Annotated in this window: 16 protein-coding genes and 2 pseudogenes; 8 read left to right on the top strand and 10 right to left on the bottom strand. The window is 43.4% G+C overall.

Translation table 11 applies throughout. The features are described from left to right. From V7K53_RS31395 to V7K53_RS31385, 3 genes and pseudogenes are all read left to right on the top strand, one after another. Positions 1 to 94 (top strand): annotated as a pseudogene (locus tag V7K53_RS31395) (photosystem II protein D1); the annotation flags it as partial. 441 nt (positions 95 to 535) lie between these two features. Continuing rightward, positions 536 to 1045 carry a hypothetical protein gene (locus tag V7K53_RS31390; RefSeq protein ID WP_335201385.1) on the top strand — a complete coding sequence of 170 codons (510 nt, stop codon included), beginning with the start codon at positions 536 to 538 and terminating at the stop codon, positions 1043 to 1045. 48 nt (positions 1046 to 1093) lie between these two features. Next, positions 1094 to 1981 carry a hypothetical protein gene (locus V7K53_RS31385; RefSeq protein ID WP_335201384.1) on the top strand — a complete coding sequence of 296 codons (888 nt, stop codon included), beginning with the start codon at positions 1094 to 1096 and terminating at the stop codon, positions 1979 to 1981. 209 nt (positions 1982 to 2190) lie between these two features. On the opposite strand, the gene V7K53_RS31380 is transcribed toward V7K53_RS31385, so the two are convergent. The 6 genes and pseudogenes from V7K53_RS31380 to V7K53_RS31355 form a co-directional block, all read right to left on the bottom strand. Then, entirely contained in the window at positions 2191 to 2913 is a 723-nt protein-coding gene (locus V7K53_RS31380) for a hypothetical protein (RefSeq protein ID WP_335201383.1), read from the bottom strand. 359 nt (positions 2914 to 3272) lie between these two features. After that, entirely contained in the window at positions 3273 to 3467 is a 195-nt protein-coding gene (gene rpsU, locus V7K53_RS31375; protein WP_069073011.1) for a 30S ribosomal protein S21, read from the bottom strand. 123 nt (positions 3468 to 3590) lie between these two features. Beyond that, positions 3591 to 3905 carry an RNA recognition motif domain-containing protein gene (locus V7K53_RS31370; RefSeq protein ID WP_194047264.1) on the bottom strand — a complete coding sequence of 105 codons (315 nt, stop codon included), beginning with the start codon at positions 3903 to 3905 and terminating at the stop codon, positions 3591 to 3593. Between the two features lie 394 nt (positions 3906 to 4299). Next, complete coding sequence (locus V7K53_RS31365; protein WP_335201382.1) at positions 4300 to 5160, bottom strand: 3'(2'),5'-bisphosphate nucleotidase CysQ family protein; 861 nt, start codon at positions 5158 to 5160, stop codon at positions 4300 to 4302. A 36-nt stretch (positions 5161 to 5196) separates the two neighbouring features. Then, on the bottom strand, positions 5197 to 6057 hold the full coding sequence (locus tag V7K53_RS31360) for a sugar kinase (protein ID WP_335201381.1): 861 nt from the start codon (positions 6055 to 6057) through the stop codon (positions 5197 to 5199). Positions 6058 to 6183: 126 nt separating this feature from the next. Continuing rightward, positions 6184 to 6717 (bottom strand): annotated as a pseudogene (locus V7K53_RS31355) (PadR family transcriptional regulator); the annotation flags it as partial. 325 nt (positions 6718 to 7042) lie between these two features. Between V7K53_RS31355 and V7K53_RS31350 the strand changes: the two are divergent. After that, positions 7043 to 7456, top strand: a complete 414-nt coding sequence (locus V7K53_RS31350; RefSeq protein WP_335201380.1) for a hypothetical protein — start codon at positions 7043 to 7045, stop codon at positions 7454 to 7456. Positions 7457 to 7521: 65 nt separating this feature from the next. Here the strand turns inward: V7K53_RS31350 and V7K53_RS31345 are convergent, their stop codons facing one another. Then, entirely contained in the window at positions 7522 to 9084 is a 1563-nt protein-coding gene (locus V7K53_RS31345; RefSeq protein WP_335201379.1) for a phytoene desaturase family protein, read from the bottom strand. Positions 9085 to 9610: 526 nt separating this feature from the next. Here V7K53_RS31345 and V7K53_RS31340 point away from each other — a divergent pair. After that, a complete protein-coding gene (locus V7K53_RS31340; RefSeq protein ID WP_335201378.1) occupies positions 9611 to 10585 on the top strand; it encodes a DNA polymerase III subunit delta' in 975 nt (324 codons plus the stop codon). A gap of 340 nt (positions 10586 to 10925) precedes the next feature. After that, a complete protein-coding gene (locus tag V7K53_RS31335) occupies positions 10926 to 12119 on the top strand; it encodes a Coenzyme F420 hydrogenase/dehydrogenase, beta subunit C-terminal domain (protein ID WP_292734199.1) in 1194 nt (397 codons plus the stop codon). A 209-nt stretch (positions 12120 to 12328) separates the two neighbouring features. Here the strand turns inward: V7K53_RS31335 and V7K53_RS31330 are convergent, their stop codons facing one another. From V7K53_RS31330 to V7K53_RS31320, 3 genes are all read right to left on the bottom strand, one after another. After that, on the bottom strand, positions 12329 to 12688 hold the full coding sequence (locus V7K53_RS31330; RefSeq protein ID WP_335201377.1) for a VOC family protein: 360 nt from the start codon (positions 12686 to 12688) through the stop codon (positions 12329 to 12331). Positions 12689 to 12868: 180 nt separating this feature from the next. Beyond that, positions 12869 to 14518: a hybrid sensor histidine kinase/response regulator gene (locus V7K53_RS31325; protein ID WP_335201376.1), complete on the bottom strand. Its 1650-nt coding sequence runs from the start codon at positions 14516 to 14518 to the stop codon at positions 12869 to 12871. Further along, entirely contained in the window at positions 14515 to 19227 is a 4713-nt protein-coding gene (locus V7K53_RS31320) for a PAS domain S-box protein (RefSeq protein WP_335201374.1), read from the bottom strand. The genes V7K53_RS31325 and V7K53_RS31320 overlap by 4 nt, the downstream gene beginning before the upstream one ends. Before the next feature lie 399 nt (positions 19228 to 19626). Here V7K53_RS31320 and ldpA point away from each other — a divergent pair, with 399 nt between their 5' ends. Together ldpA and V7K53_RS31310 are read left to right on the top strand one after the other, a co-directional pair. Next, positions 19627 to 20790: a circadian clock protein LdpA gene (gene ldpA / locus V7K53_RS31315; RefSeq protein ID WP_335201373.1), complete on the top strand. Its 1164-nt coding sequence runs from the start codon at positions 19627 to 19629 to the stop codon at positions 20788 to 20790. Positions 20791 to 20873: 83 nt separating this feature from the next. After that, the gene (locus tag V7K53_RS31310; protein WP_335201386.1) at positions 20874 to 22607 is read left to right on the top strand and encodes a R3H domain-containing nucleic acid-binding protein; all 1734 of its coding nucleotides are present in this window, start codon (positions 20874 to 20876) and stop codon (positions 22605 to 22607) included. Positions 22608 to 22948: the final 341 nt, after the last annotated feature.

Here is a 22948-nt window from a genome sequence, read left to right as displayed (position 1 = left end):
AATGCACGAGCGTAACGCTCACAACTTCCCTCTCGATTTGGCTGCTGGCGATTCTGCTCCTGTAGCTCTAACTGCTCCTGCTATCAACGGTTAATCATAATCTGAGATACGCTCTTCACGATTTTCTATAAATAAAAGACGCTCTCCCGAAAGGGGGGGCGTTTTTGCATTGGGTTAATTGCTACGTTATACCAATTCAATTAATGATTGCAACACATCCTTGGGTAAAGACGCGATGAATCGCGTCTCTACAAATGGTCTATTTGTCGCATTCTTTTTTCCAATTGGTATTACAGCTATTTTCAGGTAAATAGACAACGTGGTAGGGGCGCAAGGCCTTGCACCCCTAATACAACAGATGTGGTTCAAATACATGAAAACTTTTTTGAAGTGCAAAAATGACCTTTATCGGTGAGAACTTAGGAAATAATTATCAAAAAGTAAATTTTACAGTTAATAACGGGTCAGAACGGGTAATAATTGCTAGCAGCGTAGATAATTGCCTTAAAGCTCAAATATCAAGGAGAAGCCAAGAATGATTTTACACCGTGGGCGTAGGGTAGTAGCCGCTTTGTTACTGTCAGTGGTACTACTGACAACAGCCTGTAGTCCAAAAACACCTGGACGTTTTGACCAGGCACAAAAAGAAAGCACTCAACAAAAAAGCGGTCAATCGGTAGCTAAAACCGCAACTCAGGGTAGCGAATTTAATAAATTTTTCCCAAAAGCTGGTGATGGCTACCAACGCGTCTATACCCAAGAGAAAAAAGGCTTTGCGGAAGCGAAGTTGAAAAAAGGCGGTAAAGATATAGCAGTGCTGTCTATTTCTGATACCACTAGCACACCCAGTGCAGCAGCAAAGTTCTCGAAAAGCACTAAAAAAATTGGCGGTTATCCCGCAATAGAAGTTGGTAAAACGCAAACTGCAATTTTGGTAGGTAAGTACCAAGTAAAAGCACTTTCTCGTGATTCATCATTTACAGCTAGCGATCGCGAAGATTGGCTAGAGAAGTTTAATCTTAATGGTCTAGCTAGACTGAAGTGATTTGCACTACTAACATTCAGATCGTAAAACCTAAAAAAGGAGATTTTTGTGAGCAAATCGATTGTTGAGTTGGTCGATCAATTGCCAACTGGCGGCTTGACTGTTTCTATGTTGAAGTCTCTCGATTTTGTTGCTCCTGGAGAGTGGCAAAATACCGTTGGCTTTGTCAACACTATCAAGAAAGTCACTGGCGAAGATGACGAAGATTTGATTCAGCAAATTGGCGAAAGAGCGATTTATCTATTCAACGATAAATCCCAAGGATACCAAACAGCCTTGTGGTTATATCAAACTGTTGATAATACAGATAAAGCGCTTGGTGCAGCAGCTTTAGCTAACAAAGTCGGCGAAAAAATTCCTCTGTTGGGTTTTTTAAACTCTGTCACTCCCAAGCCAGATAAAGCCCAAACCATCGATCTGACATTAAAATTAGTGGCTGAGTTGGTGGCCTTCTGTCAAATTAACGGCATTCCGGGAGACAGTATTGGGGATTTTGTCGCCTCTTTAGGTGAGTATAGTGGTGAGTCGCTGATTCGCATGGTGGCGTTAGTTTGCGTTGATGGTTTGATACCTTTGGGCCCAGATTTTATCAGCAAAGCAATATCTGGGCTGAATCAAACAAATCCACAGGAGTTAGAACAAAACTCGACTTTCCAAAACATCAAAGATGTGATTCCAGGGAACAATGCTGGCAGTAAACTCAACTTTATCGGTGAAAGCTTTGACTCTGTGAAAGGTTGGATGAGTGGGTTAGTTAGCGCCAATAATTTAACGCCGCAAAAGGTTGTCCACAGCTTGCAAAGTTTTACCGATATTGCTGATGACAAGTTGGACTACCTCGCAGCATTCCTGGATGTAGCAACAAATTATTATGAGCACACTGGCACGCAAACTTTAGCACATCGCTTGATTGAACGCGCGGTGGCTGAGATTTAGGTTGATGGGGAGTGGGGACTGGGAAGATTTCCCAATCTCCAATCCCTATTGGGGTAAATACTGCTCGGTTAAGGGGAAAAGGGGAAGGTGGGGCCCCCTCTGGGGATAAGGGGCGGGGGAAAGCGGCAAGAAAAAACCTTTACCCCAAACCCAGTAACCTTTTCCCAAAACCCGATTCTGAATTAAAAATACTTAACCGAGAAGTATTGCTATTGAGGTAAATGCAAATCTGCTGCGATCGCATATAAGTAAGGTTGAAAAATAGCCAAGTTTTCTAGTTTATCAAACTTACCTGTTTGCGTACCTGTGTCAAATGCAGTAGTCATTACGTAAAGTTTAGTACCATCAAAGGCAACATGACCGATATGTTGCTCTTGTACTCCACCTTGTCGCTTAAGTCCGGCGAACCCATAGCGGATTCCCTGAAGCTTACCAATGGGTACTGGTTGCGGTGGGTAGGCTGAGAAAATAATCTCTTTTCCATATTCACCCTGACGATCTTTGGCTAACGCAGCGTAGTGGTCTACAACCCAAGTCTTAAGTACTGGTAATAACTGGGTTTGGTACTTGGGACTTTGGTAGTCTACTAGGGAAGCAGTTGGAATACCAGCTGCTAAGAGTTTCTTTCGGAAATCCTCATTGTTTGCTAGTGGGTAAGTGTTAATCTCAACTGTACCCAAACGTTTTCCTTTGGAGGAGACACACAACAGGGGTGCATTTCCTTCACAGGGATAAACTTGCCAGTTAGTTGGAGCAGCAGTACTTCCCAGGATTTTCTGCCAGATATTTTCCTGATTAGAGTTGGGAAGTTGCGCAACGGTAGGAGGTTTTACTACTTTGGGTGGAGAAAATTGGGGTAAAACAAATTTGGCTCCCACCGGTATTGACACCAGCAAAATAGAGCCTAGTAATAAATGATAAAGTCGTAACATTTTTTTAAAAATCCAGAGCCAGGGATTGCAGACTAACGATATCTACAATACTTTATGGATACAGAGGAAGAATACATTTATATTGCCGCGAGTTCCGCAAATGGAACTCAACAGAGTATAGCGCTTCTTTGTGGAATTAGGCACAAGTTAGGGGTGCATAGCTAGCTGTACGCCCCTACTTCACGCAATTGAAAACATGTATAATTAGTAGCACCAAAAGCCAGCCAGTACAGCGCTACTACGAACAGTGTTGTTTATTGATTGATGTATGTCTAATTACTTGTGGTTTGCCGGAAGTCTGGCAACAGTGAAGAGATGCTGGCTAGATGTCAAATCGAAGGGCAAATTTGCTTGGACTTTTAATTGAAGCGAGAACGTTGTTGACGACGTTGTTTGTGCCTAGCAATTGCTTTACGCTTCTCTTTTTCTATCGGTGTCTCGAAGTGACGCTTTTTTCTCATATCTTGGAAAATTCCTGCTTTAGAAACTTCCCGTTTAAATCTTCTCAAGGCTGATTCAATACCTTCATTCTCCCCTAGAACTACTTGTGTCATTCTCATTCCTCCTTAATATGGATGAATAGTTCAAGACTAGATACCAAATAAAATATTCCAGCAGAATGGAGCCTTTGGCTTTATCTGCTGGAGACTCTAAATGTGATATTTTCAGGAATTGACTTAGTAGCGATTATTGTTGCGGCGGGCGTTATTACCGCCACCCCAGCTACCACGAGAGGAGTTACTTCTTTCCTCACGAGGTTTAGCTTTGTTCACTTTCAAATCACGTCCCATCCACTCAGCACCATCAAGTGCATCAATGGCAGCTTGTTCTTGTGTGTCTGATTCCATTTCCACAAAAGCGAACCCACGAGGCCGGCCTGTTTCCCGATCTGTGGGTAGTTGAACACGATTTACTGTTCCGTATTCTGCAAAAGCCTGCTTTAGGTCCTCTTCTGTAACCTGATAGGACAGGTTTCCGACGTAAATTGACATAGAAATCTCCGAATTCAGGGAGTGTAGAGAGTTAAATTCGGAGAGACGGTTTTTAGAAATCAAAACGAGTTACTCAACCGAAAATAATCTTTATGTCCATGAGTGTAGCACAGCATGCAGCCTTTGAATATTGTCTGATAGTGAATTTTATTCACAAATCAAACCTTTAAGGACGGTTTGCAGACTTTCTAAAGACTGGCTTTTTTTGCTTGTACTATATAAAGTTACACTTTTAATCGGAAATCGTAATTAACTCGCGATCGCCCAGGTATTTAGTGTTTTGAAAATTAAGCTGTGGACTAAACAGTAAATATTATTATCGGTGTACTGCTAATCATACCATGATTAACTATCTTAAAAGAAATTTAAAAAATATTCATCCTCAAATGCACTATTAGCTATGGTCAAACTGCGCTAAGATTCCTTCTGCTTTCTTACATAGTAATTCGTGATATTCACCATTACTAGCTAGCAAACCTCCCCATTGATTGATATCACCAGTGTTATACTGCAATGGAGTGCCGTCGAAGTGGGTAAATTTACCACCAGCTTCTGTTAAAATCAATTCTGGGGCAGCGATATCCCAGTCTTTGGGCGCAGACTTGCCGGAAAGAGAAATGTAGATATCTGCCTGTTGCTCGACAATAGTGGCAATTTTGCAGCCTACACTACCCACAGATTTCTGATTTTGACAGGGTAAATTTTGTAGCAGATAATCTAAGCGTTGGTTGCGGTGAGAGCGACTAACGACTAAGGTTAAATCCTCAATTCGTTTACCTGAAGAGACTTGTAAAGGAACAGATCCGTCACGGGTTTCTACAAATGTACCCCCGCCTTTGGTAGCGTAATATAACTTTTGAGTCTCTGGTAGTGCAACCACTGCCAACACTGGGCGTGTTTCTTTGACTAAAGCAATGTGAACTGCATAGTCTCCAGTTTTTTCGATAAAATCTCGTGTGCCATCTAAAGGGTCAATTATCCATACCCAAGGGGCAGAAGCCTTTCTACCACTACTTGACGATTGATAAGTTTCTTCGCTGATGTAAGCAAAATCTTCGTTACCTAAAGTTGCTTGTAGCCTCTGCAAAATGTATTGACTCACAGCTACATCGGCAACGGTGACAGGCTCATTCTGCTTATATTGGACTTCTAAGTTAGGGTCTTTTGCAGTACCGTCGTAATACGATCGTAGTATCTCTGCTGCGCCCCAACCTACCTCACGAGCGATCGCTAATATTTCTTGTAAATCTTTCATTAATTTAGCCTTCTATAATTTTATTAACCTGACAACTCAGCCCTTTAAATTCATCCAGCGCCGAGTACCAAAAAATTTACAGGAATCAGCAGCAATATTAGCTGCCAGTGTCAGTGCATTAGTAAAGCTTTCCTTTAAAATGTAATGACAGAAAGCACCGTGAAAAATATCTCCAGCCCCTAACGTATCAACCGCTTGAATCTGCGGCACATCTACGATACCAGTTTTAGTGCCACTCAAGTATTCAATTGGTTCTTGTCCGTGGGTAATGGCGATGTGAGTAATGTGAAATTCACTGAGATAGCTAAAAACGTCTTTTCCAGTTTGGCAGTTGGGGGGATAAAAATTAGCTGAACAGATAGCGTAATCCACAAATGGCAGAATTTGCTCAAATCCAGGCTTCCAACTACCACCATCGATCGCTACTGGGATATTATTGGCTTTAGCCATTTGAACGATGGAATCACCAACCGCCATCTGATGTCCATCAATCAGTACGATATCGACATTCTGCAAAATATCTGCTGGGATAGATGCGCTGCTAGCTTGAGTTTTGACAGCATTGATCGAAACCACAGCGCGTTCACCTGTGGCTTGAGTGACAATAATCGAAGATACAGGTGGTACTAAATCAGTGGTAGGTTCAAGGTCTGCGATCGCAACTTTGTAATTTGCCAAGTCATCTCGAATGAGCTGCGTCATTGGGTGAGAACCTACTACACCTAAGACAGTAGCCTGATTTCCTAAATAATTGAAAGTTACAGCCGCGTTTGTTGCTGGGCCCCCTGCCGCTACAGTATAGTCAGTAGCAACAATCTTCTGATTCTTCTTAGGGGCAGAGTCAGCAAGGTAAATCAAATCTAAAGTTACTAAACCTACAAATAATCCACGATTCATCTGCTCTTTGGTTCAAAATTCAATTTTGAATTCTGGCTCACTTCGACTCCTTTCGACTTCGCTCAAGGCAAGTCGCTCAGTGACTTCCTGACTCCTGAATTCTTTCTTGGTAAATGGATATGGCTCTTGGCGACTGACAACTTCGATTGCTGTCTTCAACCAATCAATATAAGTCTCTTCTCTTCGGATTACCAACTCCAGCACCAGCCTTTGCATCACCTGCTTGCGGTTGGCAGATTCATCACCCAGTGATGGCAAATCGATGGTTTCACATTCAGCCAGCTTTTTGCTTCGAGCCGCCAATTGTTGCTCCAGTAGGTGAATGATGGTTTCATTCGACAACTGATCTGCAAAATGCAACTGCACGAGTAAAGGTTCTCTGATAGTCGGTAAGGGCTGATGAATCCCTAGCCATCGCCTAAATTCCGCTTTTCCTAGCTCCGTTACACTGTAAACTTTGCGGTTGGGGCGATCGTGTTGAATCTCAATGTTACAGGTAATCCAGCCTTGCTCAACTAGCTTATCGAGAGTTCTGTAAATTTGTGCCTGATCTGCTGGCCATAAATGGGCAACGCATTGATCGAAGCAGCTCGTTTTGAGGTCGTAGCCCGTCATTTCTTGCTGCTGAAGAAGACCTAAAATTACATTTGCTAGCGACATGAAGATGGTTTTCCCATAATTGATACTTTCTCGCTCAGTTCTACACTATGTAGTTCTTATAATTTTATGTTAATATATGATTAATCAAATATAAGATATGACGTTTATAAAAGATATGCTCATTATAGTGCTTCTTAGCAAGGAAACCAAATAGATAAAAAACTCCATTCACCAGGGCATGGGGGAGAAGAAGGGAATAGGTTAAAGGTTACAGGGTACAGATCCCTATCACCTGTTACCTCTTCCCTAATCCCAATGCCCAATTCTCAATGCTTAGAAATTATTTAAGCCATTGAAGACTATTGTAACGAGAGGATAAGTAACATTGACTTCTAACACACTTACACAAAGAATACGTCAGCATCAATATCTGCGTGATTTACGAAACAAATTACTCGACCTTCACAAGATGTTGCTGGAGACAGAACGCATTGCCTACGAACAGGTTAGTGGACGAGTATCAAGTGGAGAACTTCTTCAGCTAGTCATCGCTCACGAACAATTTGCTTGGCTACATCGCATTTCTGAGATGGTTGTGCAAGTTGATGAAATGCTCCAAGCAGATGAACCGATATTGCTGGACGATTTCCAAAAATTGATTGCTGATGTCCGCACGCTGATTGTACCGTTAGAGACGGGTAATACCTTCGAGAGAAAGTATTACAACGCTCTCCAGCGCGAACCTGGTGCTGTGTTGGCACACGCGGAGATATCCAGATTTCTCACCTCTAAGGTTTGATTGCTAATTTAACCAAACAGTGCTGAGTACAAAAGTAAGAATCGTACTCAGCACTTTAGCACTCATCAACCAACTGCCACCAAAGGCTGAGGTATTTCAGCTTTATGCCATACCGATTGTCCTGTCAGCAGTTCTACAACATCCATCCCATTCCCAATCACACCTGGTACACTCGGATATCCGGCACTTGCTCCGACGAAAAACAGGTTAGATAACTCTGTCGTATATCCCAGACGATTTAAACCAACCTGTTTGGGAATTAATTTCGCACCGTAAATATTACCCTGCGGCTGTCCTAGATAAAATTCGCTGGTGGTAGGTGTGCCGTAAACTTTCATCCGGGCGTAGTTGTCCACATCTGGAATCAAATCTCGCACACTTGTCATCATCTGCTGATAAACTTCTCGCTTTTTGGCTTTATAGGCTTTTGGATTAGTTTTGTGCAGATTTTCAAATGGTTTATAAGAACAGACAGTCGCAATCTCTAAAACGTGATGTCCTTTTGGCCCCATACCTGGTTCGCTAGATTTCATCGTTGGACAAGAGAGGAAAATCCACGGATGACTGAAGTCACCTGCCAATTGTTGTTGATATTCTCTGTTCAGGTCGCCTGTAGGATAATACCAAATATTCCAATTACCGATGCTGTAACGTTGAGGATCGAAACGGCTATCTAAACCCAAGTAGATATTGAAAGCACTGGCTGAGTATTCGTAACTGGTTAGACGTTGATGCTCTTTGTGACTCAAAGCTTCAGAATCATGCATCAACTCCACTGTTAATTTGGGGTCGAGGTCGCTGATATAAGCTTTGTTGGCACAATAGCTCATACCATCAGCAATGACGCTATGGACATTGTGGTTGCTAACTTGAATATGGCTTACCGGAGTTGAGTATTTGATTACACCTCCACCTGCGGTAATGACGTTTGCAATGGTGTTAACAAAGTGTCTGAAGTGATGTTTGGGATAATAAGCACCTTCTGAGTAGTCCCAAGTTAGGGAAGTATGCGTGAGTAGCGCAATTTCTTCGGGTGGTAGTGCATAGTCGCCACTTTGCCCTGCCAACAATGCTTGTAGTTTAGGTGATAACCCGATATGGTTATACAAATCTTGTAGAGTCCAATTGCGCTTCAAAAATAAATTCAAATATTTTGGTAATTTTAACCAGTCAGACAACTTCCGATCGAACCAGTGTACTTCCTGCACTAGGCTGCGAATTTCTTGGTGGAGTTGCTGAATTTCATTGCAGTAACGGTTAATAGCATTAGCTTCTTCTGGAAATGTGGAGAGTAAACGCGATCGCAGATTTTCCCATCCCAAAGGAATTTTGAAATCTGCCTCTGGTGTGATAACTCGATCGATGCAGTCAGGATCGAGGCTATTAAAGGGTACATCTTGATTAAGATAGTCGAGAAATTGACCTATAGTCTGACCAGAACCACATTGAGAAATGTAATGTACGTCAGCACAAAAACTATATTCCCCATAATCAAAGGTGTGACAACATCCACCAGGTAAATAATGTTGTTCTAGAACTGCTACCCGATAACCTTGTTTAGTTAAACAGGCTGCGGCCGAAAGTCCTCCCAAGCCGGCTCCCAGGATCACATAATCGAAGATTTCCATCTCAGTCTCCTTTGGCAATCTTGATTTCGGTGTTATGGTCTTTTATCGCTGTTTTTTACCAGTAGAAATGCCAAAATACTCAGCGCCTCTTCACCTAGCAGTTTTCATTCAATGAAAATAGCTAGAGAAACCATTCGATAGAAGGTGCAAAGATTTTTATTGCTGATAGTAACAATTGTACCTTCACCGAATATTCTGATATTTAGCTGCGGCAATTTTTGCCAACAACTTCACTAACATTTAGATGCCCTGAAGGATGTTTAACAGTTCACTGATTTAATTTAAAGTAACCGCAAAAAACCTAGCTTAAAATCCCTGTTTAAGCTTGCAGATAGTTAGCAGGCGATAATTTTAAGACTTTAAGCCCTTGCTCTTTATCCTTTATGTCTTAACCTTATCGAAACTATCAAAAATTGTTTGGAAATGGTTGCTTTTCTTCACAAAAACTTACTAAAGTATTAATTAGCTAAAACTATATAGGGAAACAAAGAAAAAATAATAACTCCTAACTAATGACTAATAATTAATGACTAACGATCCATTTGCACCAGTTATCGGACAACAGCAAGCTATAGAATTACTCACTCAGGCTGTCAGACAAAACCGGGTTCCTCCAGCCTACTTATTTGTGGGGCCAGATGGTGTAGGCAGGAGTTTAGCAGCCAGATGCTTTGTGGAATTGCTATTTTCTAATGGAATGGGAGTCACTGCATCTTTACAAAACCGTTTGCGTCAGGGGAACCATCCAGCTTTATTGTGGGTGCAACCAACGTATCAATACCAGGGACAACGATTAACAGCAGCAGAAGCAGCCGAAAAAGGACTGAAGCTTAAAGGATCGCCTGTAATTCGACTAGAGCAAATTCGGGGCATTACGGAGTTTTTAGGTCGTCCGCCCTTGGAAGCGCCGAGAAATGTGGTAGTGCTGGAAGAAGCCCAAACAATGGCAGAAGCCGCAGCAAATGCTTTACTTAAAACCTTGGAAGAACCGGGACAGGCGACATTAATTTTAATTGCACCGACACCTGAATCTGTGTTGCCGACTTTGGTATCACGCTGTCAACGCATTCCTTTTTATCGCTTAAATGCAGAGTCTTTGGCTGTTGTACTCACACAAACAGGTCATCAGGAAATTTTGTCAAATCAGGCAGTATTGAGCATAGCAGCTGGTAGTGTCGGCAGTGCGATCGCATCTTATAAGCAATTACAAGATATTCCCGATGAGTTACTCGAAGACTTGAAAAAAGCGCCTAAATCTTACCGTAACGCCTTAGAGTTAGCCAAGACAATTGATAAGGATTTAGATACAGAAGCACAACTGTGGTTAGTTGATTATCTTCAGCAATCTTACTGGCAGCAGTGGCATCAACCTAGTATCATTAAACAACTAGAAGAATCTCGAAAATACTTGCTTTCTTACGCTCAACCGCGACTAGTTTGGGAATGCCTGCTATTATCTGTGTATCAAAAATCAAATTCTATTTCTTCTACTCATCGCTGAGTGCGATTGTATTTCTATAGTTCCTCATCAAAGCCTCAGTAGAATATTTAATTAATTCGTAGCGAAATAAATTAGACAAAACTCTGCATTACTTTGCGTTTACTTTGCGTTCCTCTGTGTTTCAAAATATTACAATAGACTTCTTGGCATTTGTCGGGAAAAGGGAAAGGGGGAAAGGTTCTGTATTGTCCCCTTTCCCTTTAACCTTTACCCTTTTTTCCAAGAGTGCAAAAAGCACTTTTGCAAGAGGTTTAAGGTCTTGTTCATCCTCTATCGTCAAGTTCATAGCGAGTGAAGGTATTGTAATAAAAGCGATTCCTGGATAAAACAAAAAGTTTATATGACCTCAGTTTCTCCTCACAAAAAAGCCAGAGCCTTAAAACCTACCAGCCGCCGCCCTGCGAAGGAACTCTGTAGCGAGTGCGGACTATGTGATACATACTATATTCACTATGTCAAGGAAGCTTGTGCTTTTATTAATCAGCAAATAGGCGAACTTGAAGAAGAAACACACACGCGATCGCGCCATCTCGAAAACCCCGATGAACTCTACTTTGGTGTTCATCAAGACATGATAGCTGCGAAGAAACAGCAGCCCATCGAAGGCGCACAATGGACGGGTATTGTTAGCAGTATTGCCATTGAAATGCTGAATCGCGGCTTAGTTGAAGGTGTCGTCTGCGTGCAAAACACCAAAGAAGACCGCTTTCAACCCATGCCAGTTATCGCCCGTACCCCAGAAGAAATACTAGCAGCACGGGTCAACAAACCAACACTTTCTCCGAACCTTTCCATATTAGAACAGGTGGAAAAATCGGGAATGAAGAGGCTGTTGGTAATTGGTGTTGGTTGCCAAATTCAGGCTTTACGAGCCGTAGAAAAACAACTTGGTTTAGAAAAGCTGTATGTTTTAGGTACGCCCTGCGTAGACAACGTTAACCGCGCCGGATTGCAAAAATTCTTAGAAACTACCAGCCGATCGCCTGATACAGTTGTGCATTACGAATTCATGCAAGATTTCCGGGTTCACTTCAAACATGAAGATGGCTCATCAGAAACAGTGCCTTTCTTTGGCTTGAAGACCAACAAACTCAAAGATGTCTTTGCCCCATCCTGTATGAGTTGCTTTGATTATGTTAACTCCCTAGCCGACTTAGTTGTTGGCTACATGGGCGCACCCTTCGGTTGGCAATGGATTGTAGTTAGAAATGACACTGGTAAGGAAATGCTAGATTTAGTGAAAGACCAGTTAGACACCCAACCAGTAACGTCTAAAGGCAACCGAAAAGAAGCCGTACAACAAAGTATTCCCGCTTACGATAAAGGCGTTACTCTGCCGATGTGGGCAGCAAAACTGATGGGTGTGGTAATCGAAAAAATCGGCCCCAAGGGTCTAGAATATGCGCGATTTTCCATTGATTCTCACTTTACTCGGAATTATTTGTATGTGAAGCGCAATCATCCAGAGAAATTGGAAGCACACGTTCCAGAGTTTGCCAAACGTATTGTTGGGCAATATAAATTACCTGAATAGGGGAAAGGGGAAAGGGGAAAGGGGAAAGGTGATAGAAAATAATTTGTACCCTGTAACCTGTACCCTATTCCCTTCTTCACTCCTCATTAGACTTCTTGCAAAAGTCGGGATAAGGGGCGGAGGAAAGGGGGAAAGGTTTGTTATTTTCCCTTTCCCCTTTAACCTTTCCCCTTTTCCCCTCTCTTGCAAAAAGCACTTTTGCAAGAGGTCTACTGCTGACTCAACTCGATAATATTCCCATCTGGGTCTTGAGTGAAGAGGGCAGCGCGACCAGAGGCGCTAGCTTGAATGGGATAATTCTGATTGAGGAATTCTTGTTTAGCGGCGTCTAAGTTAGCTACTGTGAAGGCGACATGGGGATTACGTCCCCATTTTTCGTTTGGGTTTTCTGTGGGGACAGTGGTTGCAACTATCAGGTGAATTTGATAGTCGCCGACTTGATACCATGCACCAGGGTAGTTTAAAGAACGATCTATTTTGGATAATCCCAATACTTTGCCATAAAAATGTTCAGAGCGTTCTAAGTCAGTCACAAGAATCGCTGTATGGAGACTTTGGGTAATCTGCATTGTCGGTAAGATGCGATCGCGTTTATTTAGATTTTGACGTAGTTTGAACTCTTTCGGAGAGTGAGAGAGGCAGAAAGAGAAGAATTAATAACCAACGCTTAATGACAAAGGACAAATACTTCTCTACGAGAGGCTGCGCCAACGACTACGCTCAGTACAAGTGACAAATGACAAATACCATTACAAACTTAAAGGCAGTTGAACTGTAAACATTGTCCAGCCCTGAGAACTGGTAACTTCAATCGTGCCTTGGAGATATTCTACTAACTTCTTAACCAATGTTAAACCTAATCCTGTGCCGTTCTGTTGCCAGCGTTCCCGTTTCCGGTTGCCGTAGGCATCGCTTTCAGGAATCCGATAAAACGGCTCAAAAATTCGAGATTGTTCTTTTTTCGGAATTATCACCCCAGAATTGCTAGTTGTGATTTGAAAATAAGGAACTTGAAAATTATGTAATACACCAGATTTAGCATCCTCATTGATCGGACTTTTTGTGATGTAAATTAGCTGAACGTTTAACACAATCTGTCCATCAGGCGGAGTGTATTTACAAGCATTGTTGAGTAACTCTGAGACAATTTCAGTCAGGCTAGCCAAGTCTGAAACTAAAGGTGGTAAATCTGGAGAAACACTAACTTGAAAAGACTGTTGCCTAGCTTGAGCGCGTTCTTGAAAATACTCGGCAACGTGAGGCAGCCAGTTTTGGAGTTGAATTGATGTTAATTCCAATGGATAGACATCTGCATCAATCATTCGTAGATGCAGTAAATTATCTACCAAATCCAGTTCTTGTTCGCACTGTTCGCGCAGAATACGTAAATAGCGGGCTACAGATTCAGATGGAGAAAGTGTGTTTGAATTTAAGATACCCTGTCGATCGAGAATATTTTCTAGCACAGAGATTGCCATTTTGATGTTTGACAAGGGCGTTCGCATTTCATAAGAAGTGGTTGCCAGAAAATCCTCTTTTAATTGGTTCAGGCGTTGAAGTTCTGCCACACGAATTTCTAGTTGTTGGGCACGTTCAGCTGCGAGATTACGTTCTTCGGTTAACCGTCGTTGCGTGTCATCTCGGAAAACAAATACGGCTCCTGTAATTACACCACTGTTATTTCTCAGGGGAGTAGCGCTATCAGCTATTGGTATAGTTGTCCCGTCTCTAGCAACTAGTAGGACGCCACCGCCTAAATATATAGTAGTTTCTTGTTGGAGGGCTGCGATGATTGGATTTTCTATCGGTAGCTGAGTTTGTTCATCAATGATTTTGATAACTTCAGTTAACGTCTTGTCTTTAGCTTCATTCCATTGCCATCCTGTTAGAGCTTCAGCTACCTGATTGATGTATTTAATATTTAAATCAGTATCGACTACAATTACCCCATCGCCCATTCCTCGAAGCACAGAACTTAAAAATTGCTCGCGATCGTAGCGATTTAATGCTGTTTGAATGGCAACATAAAGTTCTTGCTCTTTAATAGGTTTGAGAATGTATCCAAAGGGGGATGTCAGCGTTGCTCGCTCAACAGTACTCTTATCGGAGTGACCAGTGACGTAAATAATCGGAATTTGCAAATTATGCCAAATTTCCTCTGCTGCCTGGATGCCGTCCGTTTCACCCCGTAACCTGATATCCATCAAAATCAAGTTTGGTCGTAATTCAGTTGCTTTTGCAATTGCCCCTTCGGCAGAATCGGCAATATCTAAAACAACATATCCTAAAGACTCTAAACTTTCTTGTAAGTTGATAGCAAGTATATATTCATCTTCAACAACAAGGACTCGAATTGTCTTTTTTGTCTGTGTGTTTGATGAGATGTCAATTATGTTCATGTCCGGCTGTTTGTAAAAGTAATTTTAAACTCTGTACCCTGTTGAGAGTCAATTTTCAGTTTTCCTCTTAGCTGCTTGACTAAACCCTGGACAAGGGTTATCCCCAGTGTTTTAGTTTTCTTACTATCAAAGTTTTCAGGTAAGCCAACACCATTATCTCTAATAATGAGTGTCAAAGTAGATTCCGATTGTTGATAAAACTCAACCTCAATTTTGCCCCCACAATTACCAACAAAAGCGTATTTTAAAGCATTAGAAACCAGTTCGTTGATAATTAAGCCACAAGGAATGGCGGTTTCGATGTCAAGACTAGCATTATCAACTTGGATATTTAGTTGAATCTGGCTGGAACTGACATTATAGGAATCAAATAAATGAGTTGTTAAATCTGGAATGTATTGAGCGAAATCAATATCAGCCAGGTCTTCAGAACGGTATAGTTTTTCATGCACTAGGGCAATGGAAGCAATGCGGTTTTGGCTATCGCGCAAAATAGCTGTCACTACAGGATCTTGGGTTCGTCTGCATTGCATTTGCAGCAAACTGCTGACAATTCCTAAATTGTTCTTAACACGATGATGAATTTCTTTGAGTAATACCTCTTTTTCTTTTAGAGAGGCTTTGATTTTTTCCTCCGTTTGCTTTTGCTCGGTTATATCTTGTTGGATAGCCACAAGGACGCTTCCATACTCAGGATGTTCAAAAACGGAAGCCGTAGCGCTACACCAGAATGGAGTGCCATCTTTTTTAATATTGTGGACTTCATAAATTGCTTCACCGTGTTCCAAAATAGCAGCACAAATCGCCTGAGTAACATCTTCAGGTGTATGACGTCGATCGCCGTAGTTGACAATCGACACGTGCTGACCGATTAATTCACCAGGCTCATAGCCAAACATCTGCTCGAATTTAGGATTGGCGTAGACAAACACGCCATCTGTGGCACGAACTAGGCAAATTCCTTCAGCCATGTTGCGGGTAATGACTGCTTGCAACTCTAACATCTGTTCAGCGCGTTTGCGATCGCTGATTTCAACTACCACAATGCCCATGCTAATAGGTTCATCAGCTTCAGACTGAATCGGAAAATAGGAAGCTAGCCAAGTCCTGATTACACCCGGAAATTTTGGGGTTTCTCCCCTGATTTCCAAATCCAGAATCGGTTCACCCGTTGTTAAGACCTGTCGAAAGACTCGATCTTGCTGCCGTGCTATATCAGGGACAATCTCCCACGTTGTCTTGCCAATATGCTCTGCTGCGGGAATGCCATTAATTTCTGCTAATGCTTCATTAATCAACGAATAACGCAGTTCCTGATCGAGAATGGTTATACCAACAGGTGCATTATTGATGAAGGTATCCAATAACTTTTGCTTGTGAGCTAGTTCTCGCTCTAGAATCTTGCGTTCTGTGATGTCAATCGCCACCCTACCCACTAGCTTTTGTTCAGACAATCCGAGAATCGGGAATTTGTATACCAAGAACTCACCAAGGGAACCGTCTGGTCGAGGAGCAACTTCAATTGCCTCAATTACCTGATTTGTCTCTATGACTGTGCGAATGCGATCGAAATGCTGCCGAGCAATTTCATCTGGGTAGAGGTCAGAAATAGATTGCCCAATCACCTGTTCGGGTAGTAATTTAAATGTCCGCAGGTATGTTTGATTTAAGTAAAGTACACGCCCATCTGTATCAGCGATCCAAGCTAGTACTGGGCTGTTGTTCATAAATGCCTGGAATCGGGCTTCACTTTCTTGCAAAGCTGCTTCTGCTTGCTTGCGTTCGCTTACATCAATAATTACTCCTAGCATCCGTACAGGTTCGCCTACTTCGTTGTAAACGCCACGTCCTTTCCCCGTCAGCCAGTGAACCTTGCCATCGGGAAAAATCACTCGATATTCACCTTGAAAATTAATATGTTGTGCTAGTGCATTTGATACAGCCTGTTCGATTCGGTGAACATCCTCTGGATGCACGCGATCGCGCCATAATTGATAGCTGGCTGCTGATATTTCTGGCTCTAAACCTAACAAACGATAATGGTTGTCGTTCCAGATAACTTCGCCTGTTTGAACATTCCAATCCCAAAGACCGATGTGATTAAATTCCAACGTTAGTCTCAGTTGTTCTTCACTTTTGGCTAAGGCTGCTTCGGCTTGTTCTTGTTCGCGTAGCGCGGCTTGTTGTTCGCTGATATCCCGATGAGTACCAGTCATTCGCAGAGGATTGCCATCTACGTCTCGCATCACAACCTTGCCGTAGTTGGCAATCCATTTACATTCGCCCGACTTAGTTCGGAGTCGATAGTCAAATTTGTACGGTATTGAACTATCTTTGAGGTGATCTGTCAAGATTTTCTCCGCCCAAGGTAGATCGTCTGGATGAACTAATCGCTCCCAAGTACTCAAATTCTGTGGGAGTTCATCAAAGCAGTATCCGAGCATTTCTAAATAGCGAGGGCTGTAATACGCCTCTCCAGTCAAAATATTCCAGTCCCACAAACCATCCCCAGAAGCCTCAAGGGCTAATTGTAGTCGTTCCTCGCTTTCTCGGAGAGCTATTTCTGCCCGTTGCTGCTCTTTTTCACCATACTTTCGGGCAGTAATATCCGTGATTCGTACTAGTTGCATCACAGTACCAGCGACCGTAATTTGTTTGGCTGCGATGTTTCCCCAAAAGGATTTGCCCTGCTTAGTAATATATTCAACTTCTCGACTCCAAAACCCTTGCTGGTTAATTTCTTCCATAAAGGTGGCAATCTCATCGGAAGTAAAGGGTTGTTTTTGCAGAGTGTTACCTTTAATGTTAATTAATGCAGCTTTGCTAGAGGCTGCAAATATCTCCACTGCTCGATCGTTACAGTCAGCAATCAGTAATGTTTCGACATCTACCAAAAAAAGCGCATCAGCGGATTCGTTATAAACAGCTTCTAGCAGGTCACGACTACGGATGATTTCTAACTCATTTTGTTTACGTTCTGTAATATCTAGAATAGCTCCCAACACCTTAACTGCCTGCCCTTGAGCGTTATAAGCTATCTCTGCTTTCCCCTCAAGGTAGCGCACTGAACTATCGGGTCGGACAATTCGGAACTCAATACTGAAAGGGGTTTCTTCTTGGGTAATGGCTCGTTCAAAATTGGTCTGAAAATGTGTGCGATCCTCTGGGTGAAGCATCTGGAGGAATTCTGTCTGAGTCGGTTCGCTTTCAATTGGATTTAAACCAAAGATACGAAAGGTTTCCATAGACCAGCAGCGCTTTTTCGTTACTAAGTTAAATTCCCAACTGCCTATATGGGCGATTTTTTGAGTAGTGGCTAAAAGTACTTCACTTTGTTGGAGTTTTTCTTTAGCCTGTTTGAGTTCGGTAATATCTCGCCCTTCTGGAATCAACAAAACAACTTGACCTGTCTCGTCTAAAAGCGGACGGAGTGAAAAATCGATTGTTGCTACCCGGTTATTTGCACCGAGAACATCAACTTCATAGCGGATAAACTCCCCTTGAGCTGCACGAGCGATCGCTTGTTTTAATTCTGCTTGAGTTTGCGGTGAAATTGTCCACCAGCGTGCTTCCCAAAAAGGACGATTGATGACATCTTCTAGTTGCAGTCCGGCAAAACTTAGCGCCGTCTGGTTCACTTCCAGTAAAATGCCAGCTGGCGTTAGCAGTCCTATGAACTGGAAAGTATTATTGAAAATGGCACGGAAACGGCGATCGCTTTGGTGCAATTTGGCAGTGCGCTCCTGTACCTTGGCTTCTAACTCGGTGTTGAGGGTTTGAAGATTGTGGTAGAGTTCGGCTTGTTGGATAGCGATCGCTAGTTGCACCGTCAGTCGCTTGAGCAATTCCACCTCAAATGTCTGCCATTGGCGCGGGGCAGAACATTGATGTGCGATAAATAGTCCCCAAAGTTCAATTGCTGGACTTTCCTTGTTCTCTAACAAAATGGGGACAACCAAATTCGCCTTCACCTGAAACCGTTCCAAAAGTTGAATATGGCAATCACTTAAACCTGCTTTGTAGATGTTTGTCGCTGCCCAAATTTTTCCTCGGCGATATTCTCCCCCCCGATTTTCCTGAAAACAGGTATCTTCAATCTCTAGTCCGAAGATTGGTGTCCATTCGGGTAATACCGACTCCGCGACGATGTTGCCCCGCATTTGTGGCGTAAATTGATACACTAGTACCCGATCGGCGTCCAGTAACTGGCGAACTTCTTGAACACTTGTGGCAAGGATATCTTGAAGCCTCAACGATTGGCGAATATTAAGAGCGATCGCTCCTACTAACTTTTGTTGTTCCTGTTGCTGTTTTAGCTGCCGCACTAGCTGCATCTGCTCAATCGCCCCATGAACCGCTCGACGTAAATTATCAGAGGTCAGTTTTCCCTTGACTAGATAATCTTGCGCTCCACTCTTGATCGCTTGGACTGCGATCGTTTCGTCTCCCTGTCCAGTCAGTAGAATTACTGCAATTGGGCTGTTAGAAGTTTGCCTCTGTAGCTGAGTGAGAAATTCCAGCCCGTCTAAATCTGGTAATCGATAGTCCAACAAAATCACATCTGGTATTTTTGCTTGACAAGCTTGTAGCGCCTTATTTCCAGACTCAAATTCATAAATATCATAAGTGTAGCGATCGTCCCGCTCTAGGAAGCGTCGATACAAAGCTCTATCTTCAGCAGAGTCTTCTACAAAAAATACAGTTGTCATGTATGTCGGCCTCCTAAGACAGCTGCGGGAGTGTGGAGCAGGGGAGCAGAGGTGCAGGGGAAAATTAGTAGTAGTAAGGTAATTTCTCACAAAGAATATACCCAGGTTGACGAGTTTCGACTTCTCTGCGAGACGCTACGCGTTAGGGGAGCTTTCGCTTTAGCGATACGCTCAACTATCGATCCCTTGGTTGGTTGAGCGGAGTCGAAACCAACGGCGACGGTAGATTTATTAACGGAAATTGCCTAAGTCTTTCTCCTCTGTCCCTCTGCCCCTCTGCATATTGTGTCCAATCCCCAATTCAATAAACCCTAAATCAATAAACCCCAAATCAGCAAATTCGGACTTTTTCTCGATCGCAGACTACTATTTTTAGTCGCATAAACGCATAATAGAATAGTGACTGATCTGTTCGTACATTTACAATCTCTCAAACAAGGTGACTGGTTCAAGCTGATCTGCGGAGCCAGCTTCCAGCATTTGCCGGCAGTCAGAAGTTTAACGTTAGCCTATACTTTGGCGGGCGCTGACTGCATAGATGTTGCAGCTGATCCAGCAGTAATTGCAGCAGCGCAATCAGGGCTACAAGCGGCCAAATCTCTGGCTAAGGATGCCCAAAAGCGAGGCTTTGACTACAAAGGCAATTTACCCTTTTTGATGGTCAGCCTAAACGATGGAGAAGACCCCCATTTTCGCAAAGCAGAATTTAATCCTCATGAATGTCCTACAGACTGCCCTAGACCCTGTGAACGGATTTGTCCAGCACAAGCGATCGTGTTTGACAGTATCAAAGAAGACTTTTCAGGAGTAGTATCCGAAAAGTGTTATGGCTGCGGTCGTTGCATCCCAGTTTGCCCTTATGGTATAATTTATACAGCTTCATACGTGACAACGCCGGGAGCGATCGCACCATTGGTAATGTCAACGGGAGTAGATGCCGTAGAAATCCATACAAAAGTCGGGCGGTTGGCAGAATTTGAGCGATTATGGCAAGCAATTTCACCGTGGGCCGATAAACTAAAGTTACTAGCCATCAGCTGTCCTGATGGTGAAGGGATGATTGACTACTTAAGAGCGCTCTACGACAGGATTGCCCCACTCAAGGGTGCTTTAATTTGGCAAACCGATGGTCGTCCGATGAGTGGTGATATTGGCGATGGCACCACAATAGCCGCGGTGAAATTAGGACAAAAAGTTTTGGCAGCTAAGTTACCGGGATATGTGCAGTTAGCAGGCGGCACAAATAAGTATACCGTTGCTAAGTTAAAGGCAATGGGACTGCTGAAGAGAGCAGGGAAGCAGGGGAGCAGGGGAGCAGGGGAGAAGCGAGAATTTTCTGCCCCTCTGCCCCTCTGCCCCTCTGCCTCCATCGCCGGGGTCGCCTACGGTAGCTACGCCCGCCTACTACTGTCACCAATTCTCGAACAGTTAGAGAATAAGGAGGTAAGTAACACCAATATGAAGGCGACTGTTCGCCTAGAAGAAGATGAAGTATTGCTTTGGCAAGCTGTAGAACTTGCCCATTCTCTCGTTTCCCAGATCAAGTCACAGCAGGAGCGTTAATTGCTCGTTCGGAAAAATACCCAGAGCGGTTTCTCCTGCACGCAAATGTCCTCGCTATCTCTAAAAACGTCACCATAGAAAGCATGACGATTACAGACGATCTCCAAAAGTTATTAGACATTTTGCCCCAAGACCTGCAACAAGTACTAGAGAGTCATCCCAAACGAGATAGTTTAGTAGAAGTGGTCTTGGATTTGGGTCGTCGCCCAGAGGCTCGCTTTCCTAATCAAGCTGAGTATTTGAGCGAAGTACCCGTTACTCAAGAACAAATAGATGATTGCATTCAACGAGTCGGAATCTTTGGCGGAGATAATCGGGCAGGAATTGAGCAAACTTTGCATCGGATCAGTGCCATTCGCAACCGCACCGGTAAGATTATTGGCTTGACCTGTCGCGTTGGTCGGGCGGTATTCGGAACCATTGGCATGATCCGCGATTTGGTAGAAACTGGTAAATCGATTCTCATGCTGGGGCGTCCAGGCGTGGGCAAAACTACCGCCTTACGGGAAATAGCCCGTGTTTTAGCGGACGATCTGCATAAGCGAGTGGTGATTATTGACACTTCCAACGAAATCGCTGGGGATGGTGATGTTGCTCACCCCGCCATTGGTCGCGCTCGGCGGATGCAAGTGGCTCATCCAAACGAACAGCATCAGGTAATGATTGAGGCAGTGGAAAACCACATGCCAGAAGTCATTGTTATTGATGAAATTGGCACGGAACTGGAAGCTTTAGCGGCTCGTACCATTGCGGAACGGGGCGTACAGTTGGTAGGTACTGCCCACGGAAATCAGATCGAAAACCTGATTAAAAACCCCACCCTGGCTGATTTAGTTGGGGGTATCCAAGCTGTGACATTGGGAGACGATGAAGCCAGACGGCGAGGCTCTCAAAAGACCGTTTTGGAGCGGAAAGCCCCACCTACGTTTGAGATTGCGGTAGAAATGTTGGAACGCCAACGCTGGACAGTACACGAAAGTGTTGCTGACACCGTAGACAATTTGCTGCGGGGGCGTCAGCCTACCCCACAAACGAGAACCGTTGATGACCACGGCAAAATTGCGGTTACACGTCAGTTAGCTGTTGTTAACGGTCGTGGTGGACAGCTAGGAACAGTGGAGGATTCTTTCCCACCGGCGCGACCGTCTAATGGCTGGCGTTCATCTGGACAAATGGTTGCACTACCACAATTGCCTGTAGAGCGGGTAACTGGGCGCAGTGAGTTTGACCGTTTGCTGGATGAATCTTTCAATTATTCTGAAAGCATTGATTTTGATGCTGCTACAAGAGTGCCAGGCCCCAATGGTGAAGATTTGCCATTGCACGTTTACCCCTATGGCGTTAGCCGTCACCAACTAGAACAGGTGATTAGCGTGCTAACTTTGCCCGTAGTATTGACAAAAGATATAGATAGTGCTGATGCAATTTTAGCACTGCGATCGCACGTCAAAAACCACGCCAAATTGCGCCAAATGGCCAAAGCCCGTCATGTACCCATTCACATGATTAAGTCCAGCACCATTCCCCAAATTACTCGTGGTTTGCGGCGGTTGCTGAATATGGACGATCCAGAGATGGCCGATGATAGAGAACTACAATTGTTTTTGCACAATGGTAGCGATGATGAAATGGATGCTCTTGAAGAAGCTAGACTTGCCGTTGAGCAAATTGTGATTCCTAAAGGGCAGCCAGTCGAGTTATTGCCGCGTTCTCCCCAAGTTCGCAAAATGCAACATGAGTTGGTAGAACACTATCGCCTCAAGTCGCATAGTTTTGGCGAAGAACCAAATAGAAGATTACGGATTTATCCAGCGTAACTTCAATAACTCTAATAAAGAGTTTACTTACGATGTACACACAAGCCTTTGTCAAGGTAATTTACGGTTAGTCTCATAGATAGCCCCTGAGATACCTCAACCTGTCCTCTCCTTAGTAAGGATAGGACAGGGTGAGGTTTTGGAGGACTTTTGGGTAATCGGATAACTTATATCATGTCCGTATAATTTAGTTATGATTTGATTTCCACAGTCATTGCACCCCACCCCCAGCCCCTCCCCGCTTGCGGCAGGGTGGTTTCATACAACGAGAGAAAAATAATAATGATTTATAGAGGGTGGAGAAAAATGGATAACTAACAAGTATGAATCTCGTCGAACAA

This window comes from Nostoc sp. (assembly GCF_036917355.1).
Lineage (GTDB): Bacteria > Cyanobacteriota > Cyanobacteriia > Cyanobacteriales > Nostocaceae > Nostoc.
This window is presented reverse-complemented; position numbering and strand designations above follow the sequence as displayed.

Coding starts and splice junctions, on each gene's coding strand:
- V7K53_RS31390 (WP_335201385.1), top strand. CDS start 536: ATGATTTTACACCGTGGGCGTAGGGTAGTAGCCGCTTTGTTACTGTCA.
- V7K53_RS31380 (WP_335201383.1), bottom strand. CDS start 2,913: ATGTTACGACTTTATCATTTATTACTAGGCTCTATTTTGCTGGTGTCA.
- rpsU (WP_069073011.1), bottom strand. CDS start 3,467: ATGACACAAGTAGTTCTAGGGGAGAATGAAGGTATTGAATCAGCCTTG.
- V7K53_RS31370 (WP_194047264.1), bottom strand. CDS start 3,905: ATGTCAATTTACGTCGGAAACCTGTCCTATCAGGTTACAGAAGAGGAC.
- V7K53_RS31365 (WP_335201382.1), bottom strand. CDS start 5,160: ATGAAAGATTTACAAGAAATATTAGCGATCGCTCGTGAGGTAGGTTGG.
- V7K53_RS31360 (WP_335201381.1), bottom strand. CDS start 6,057: ATGAATCGTGGATTATTTGTAGGTTTAGTAACTTTAGATTTGATTTAC.
- V7K53_RS31345 (WP_335201379.1), bottom strand. CDS start 9,084: ATGGAAATCTTCGATTATGTGATCCTGGGAGCCGGCTTGGGAGGACTT.
- V7K53_RS31340 (WP_335201378.1), top strand. CDS start 9,611: ATGACTAACGATCCATTTGCACCAGTTATCGGACAACAGCAAGCTATA.
- V7K53_RS31335 (WP_292734199.1), top strand. CDS start 10,926: ATGACCTCAGTTTCTCCTCACAAAAAAGCCAGAGCCTTAAAACCTACC.
- V7K53_RS31330 (WP_335201377.1), bottom strand. CDS start 12,688: ATGCAGATTACCCAAAGTCTCCATACAGCGATTCTTGTGACTGACTTA.
- V7K53_RS31325 (WP_335201376.1), bottom strand. CDS start 14,518: ATGAACATAATTGACATCTCATCAAACACACAGACAAAAAAGACAATT.
- V7K53_RS31320 (WP_335201374.1), bottom strand. CDS start 19,227: ATGACAACTGTATTTTTTGTAGAAGACTCTGCTGAAGATAGAGCTTTG.
- V7K53_RS31310 (WP_335201386.1), top strand. CDS start 20,874: ATGACGATTACAGACGATCTCCAAAAGTTATTAGACATTTTGCCCCAA.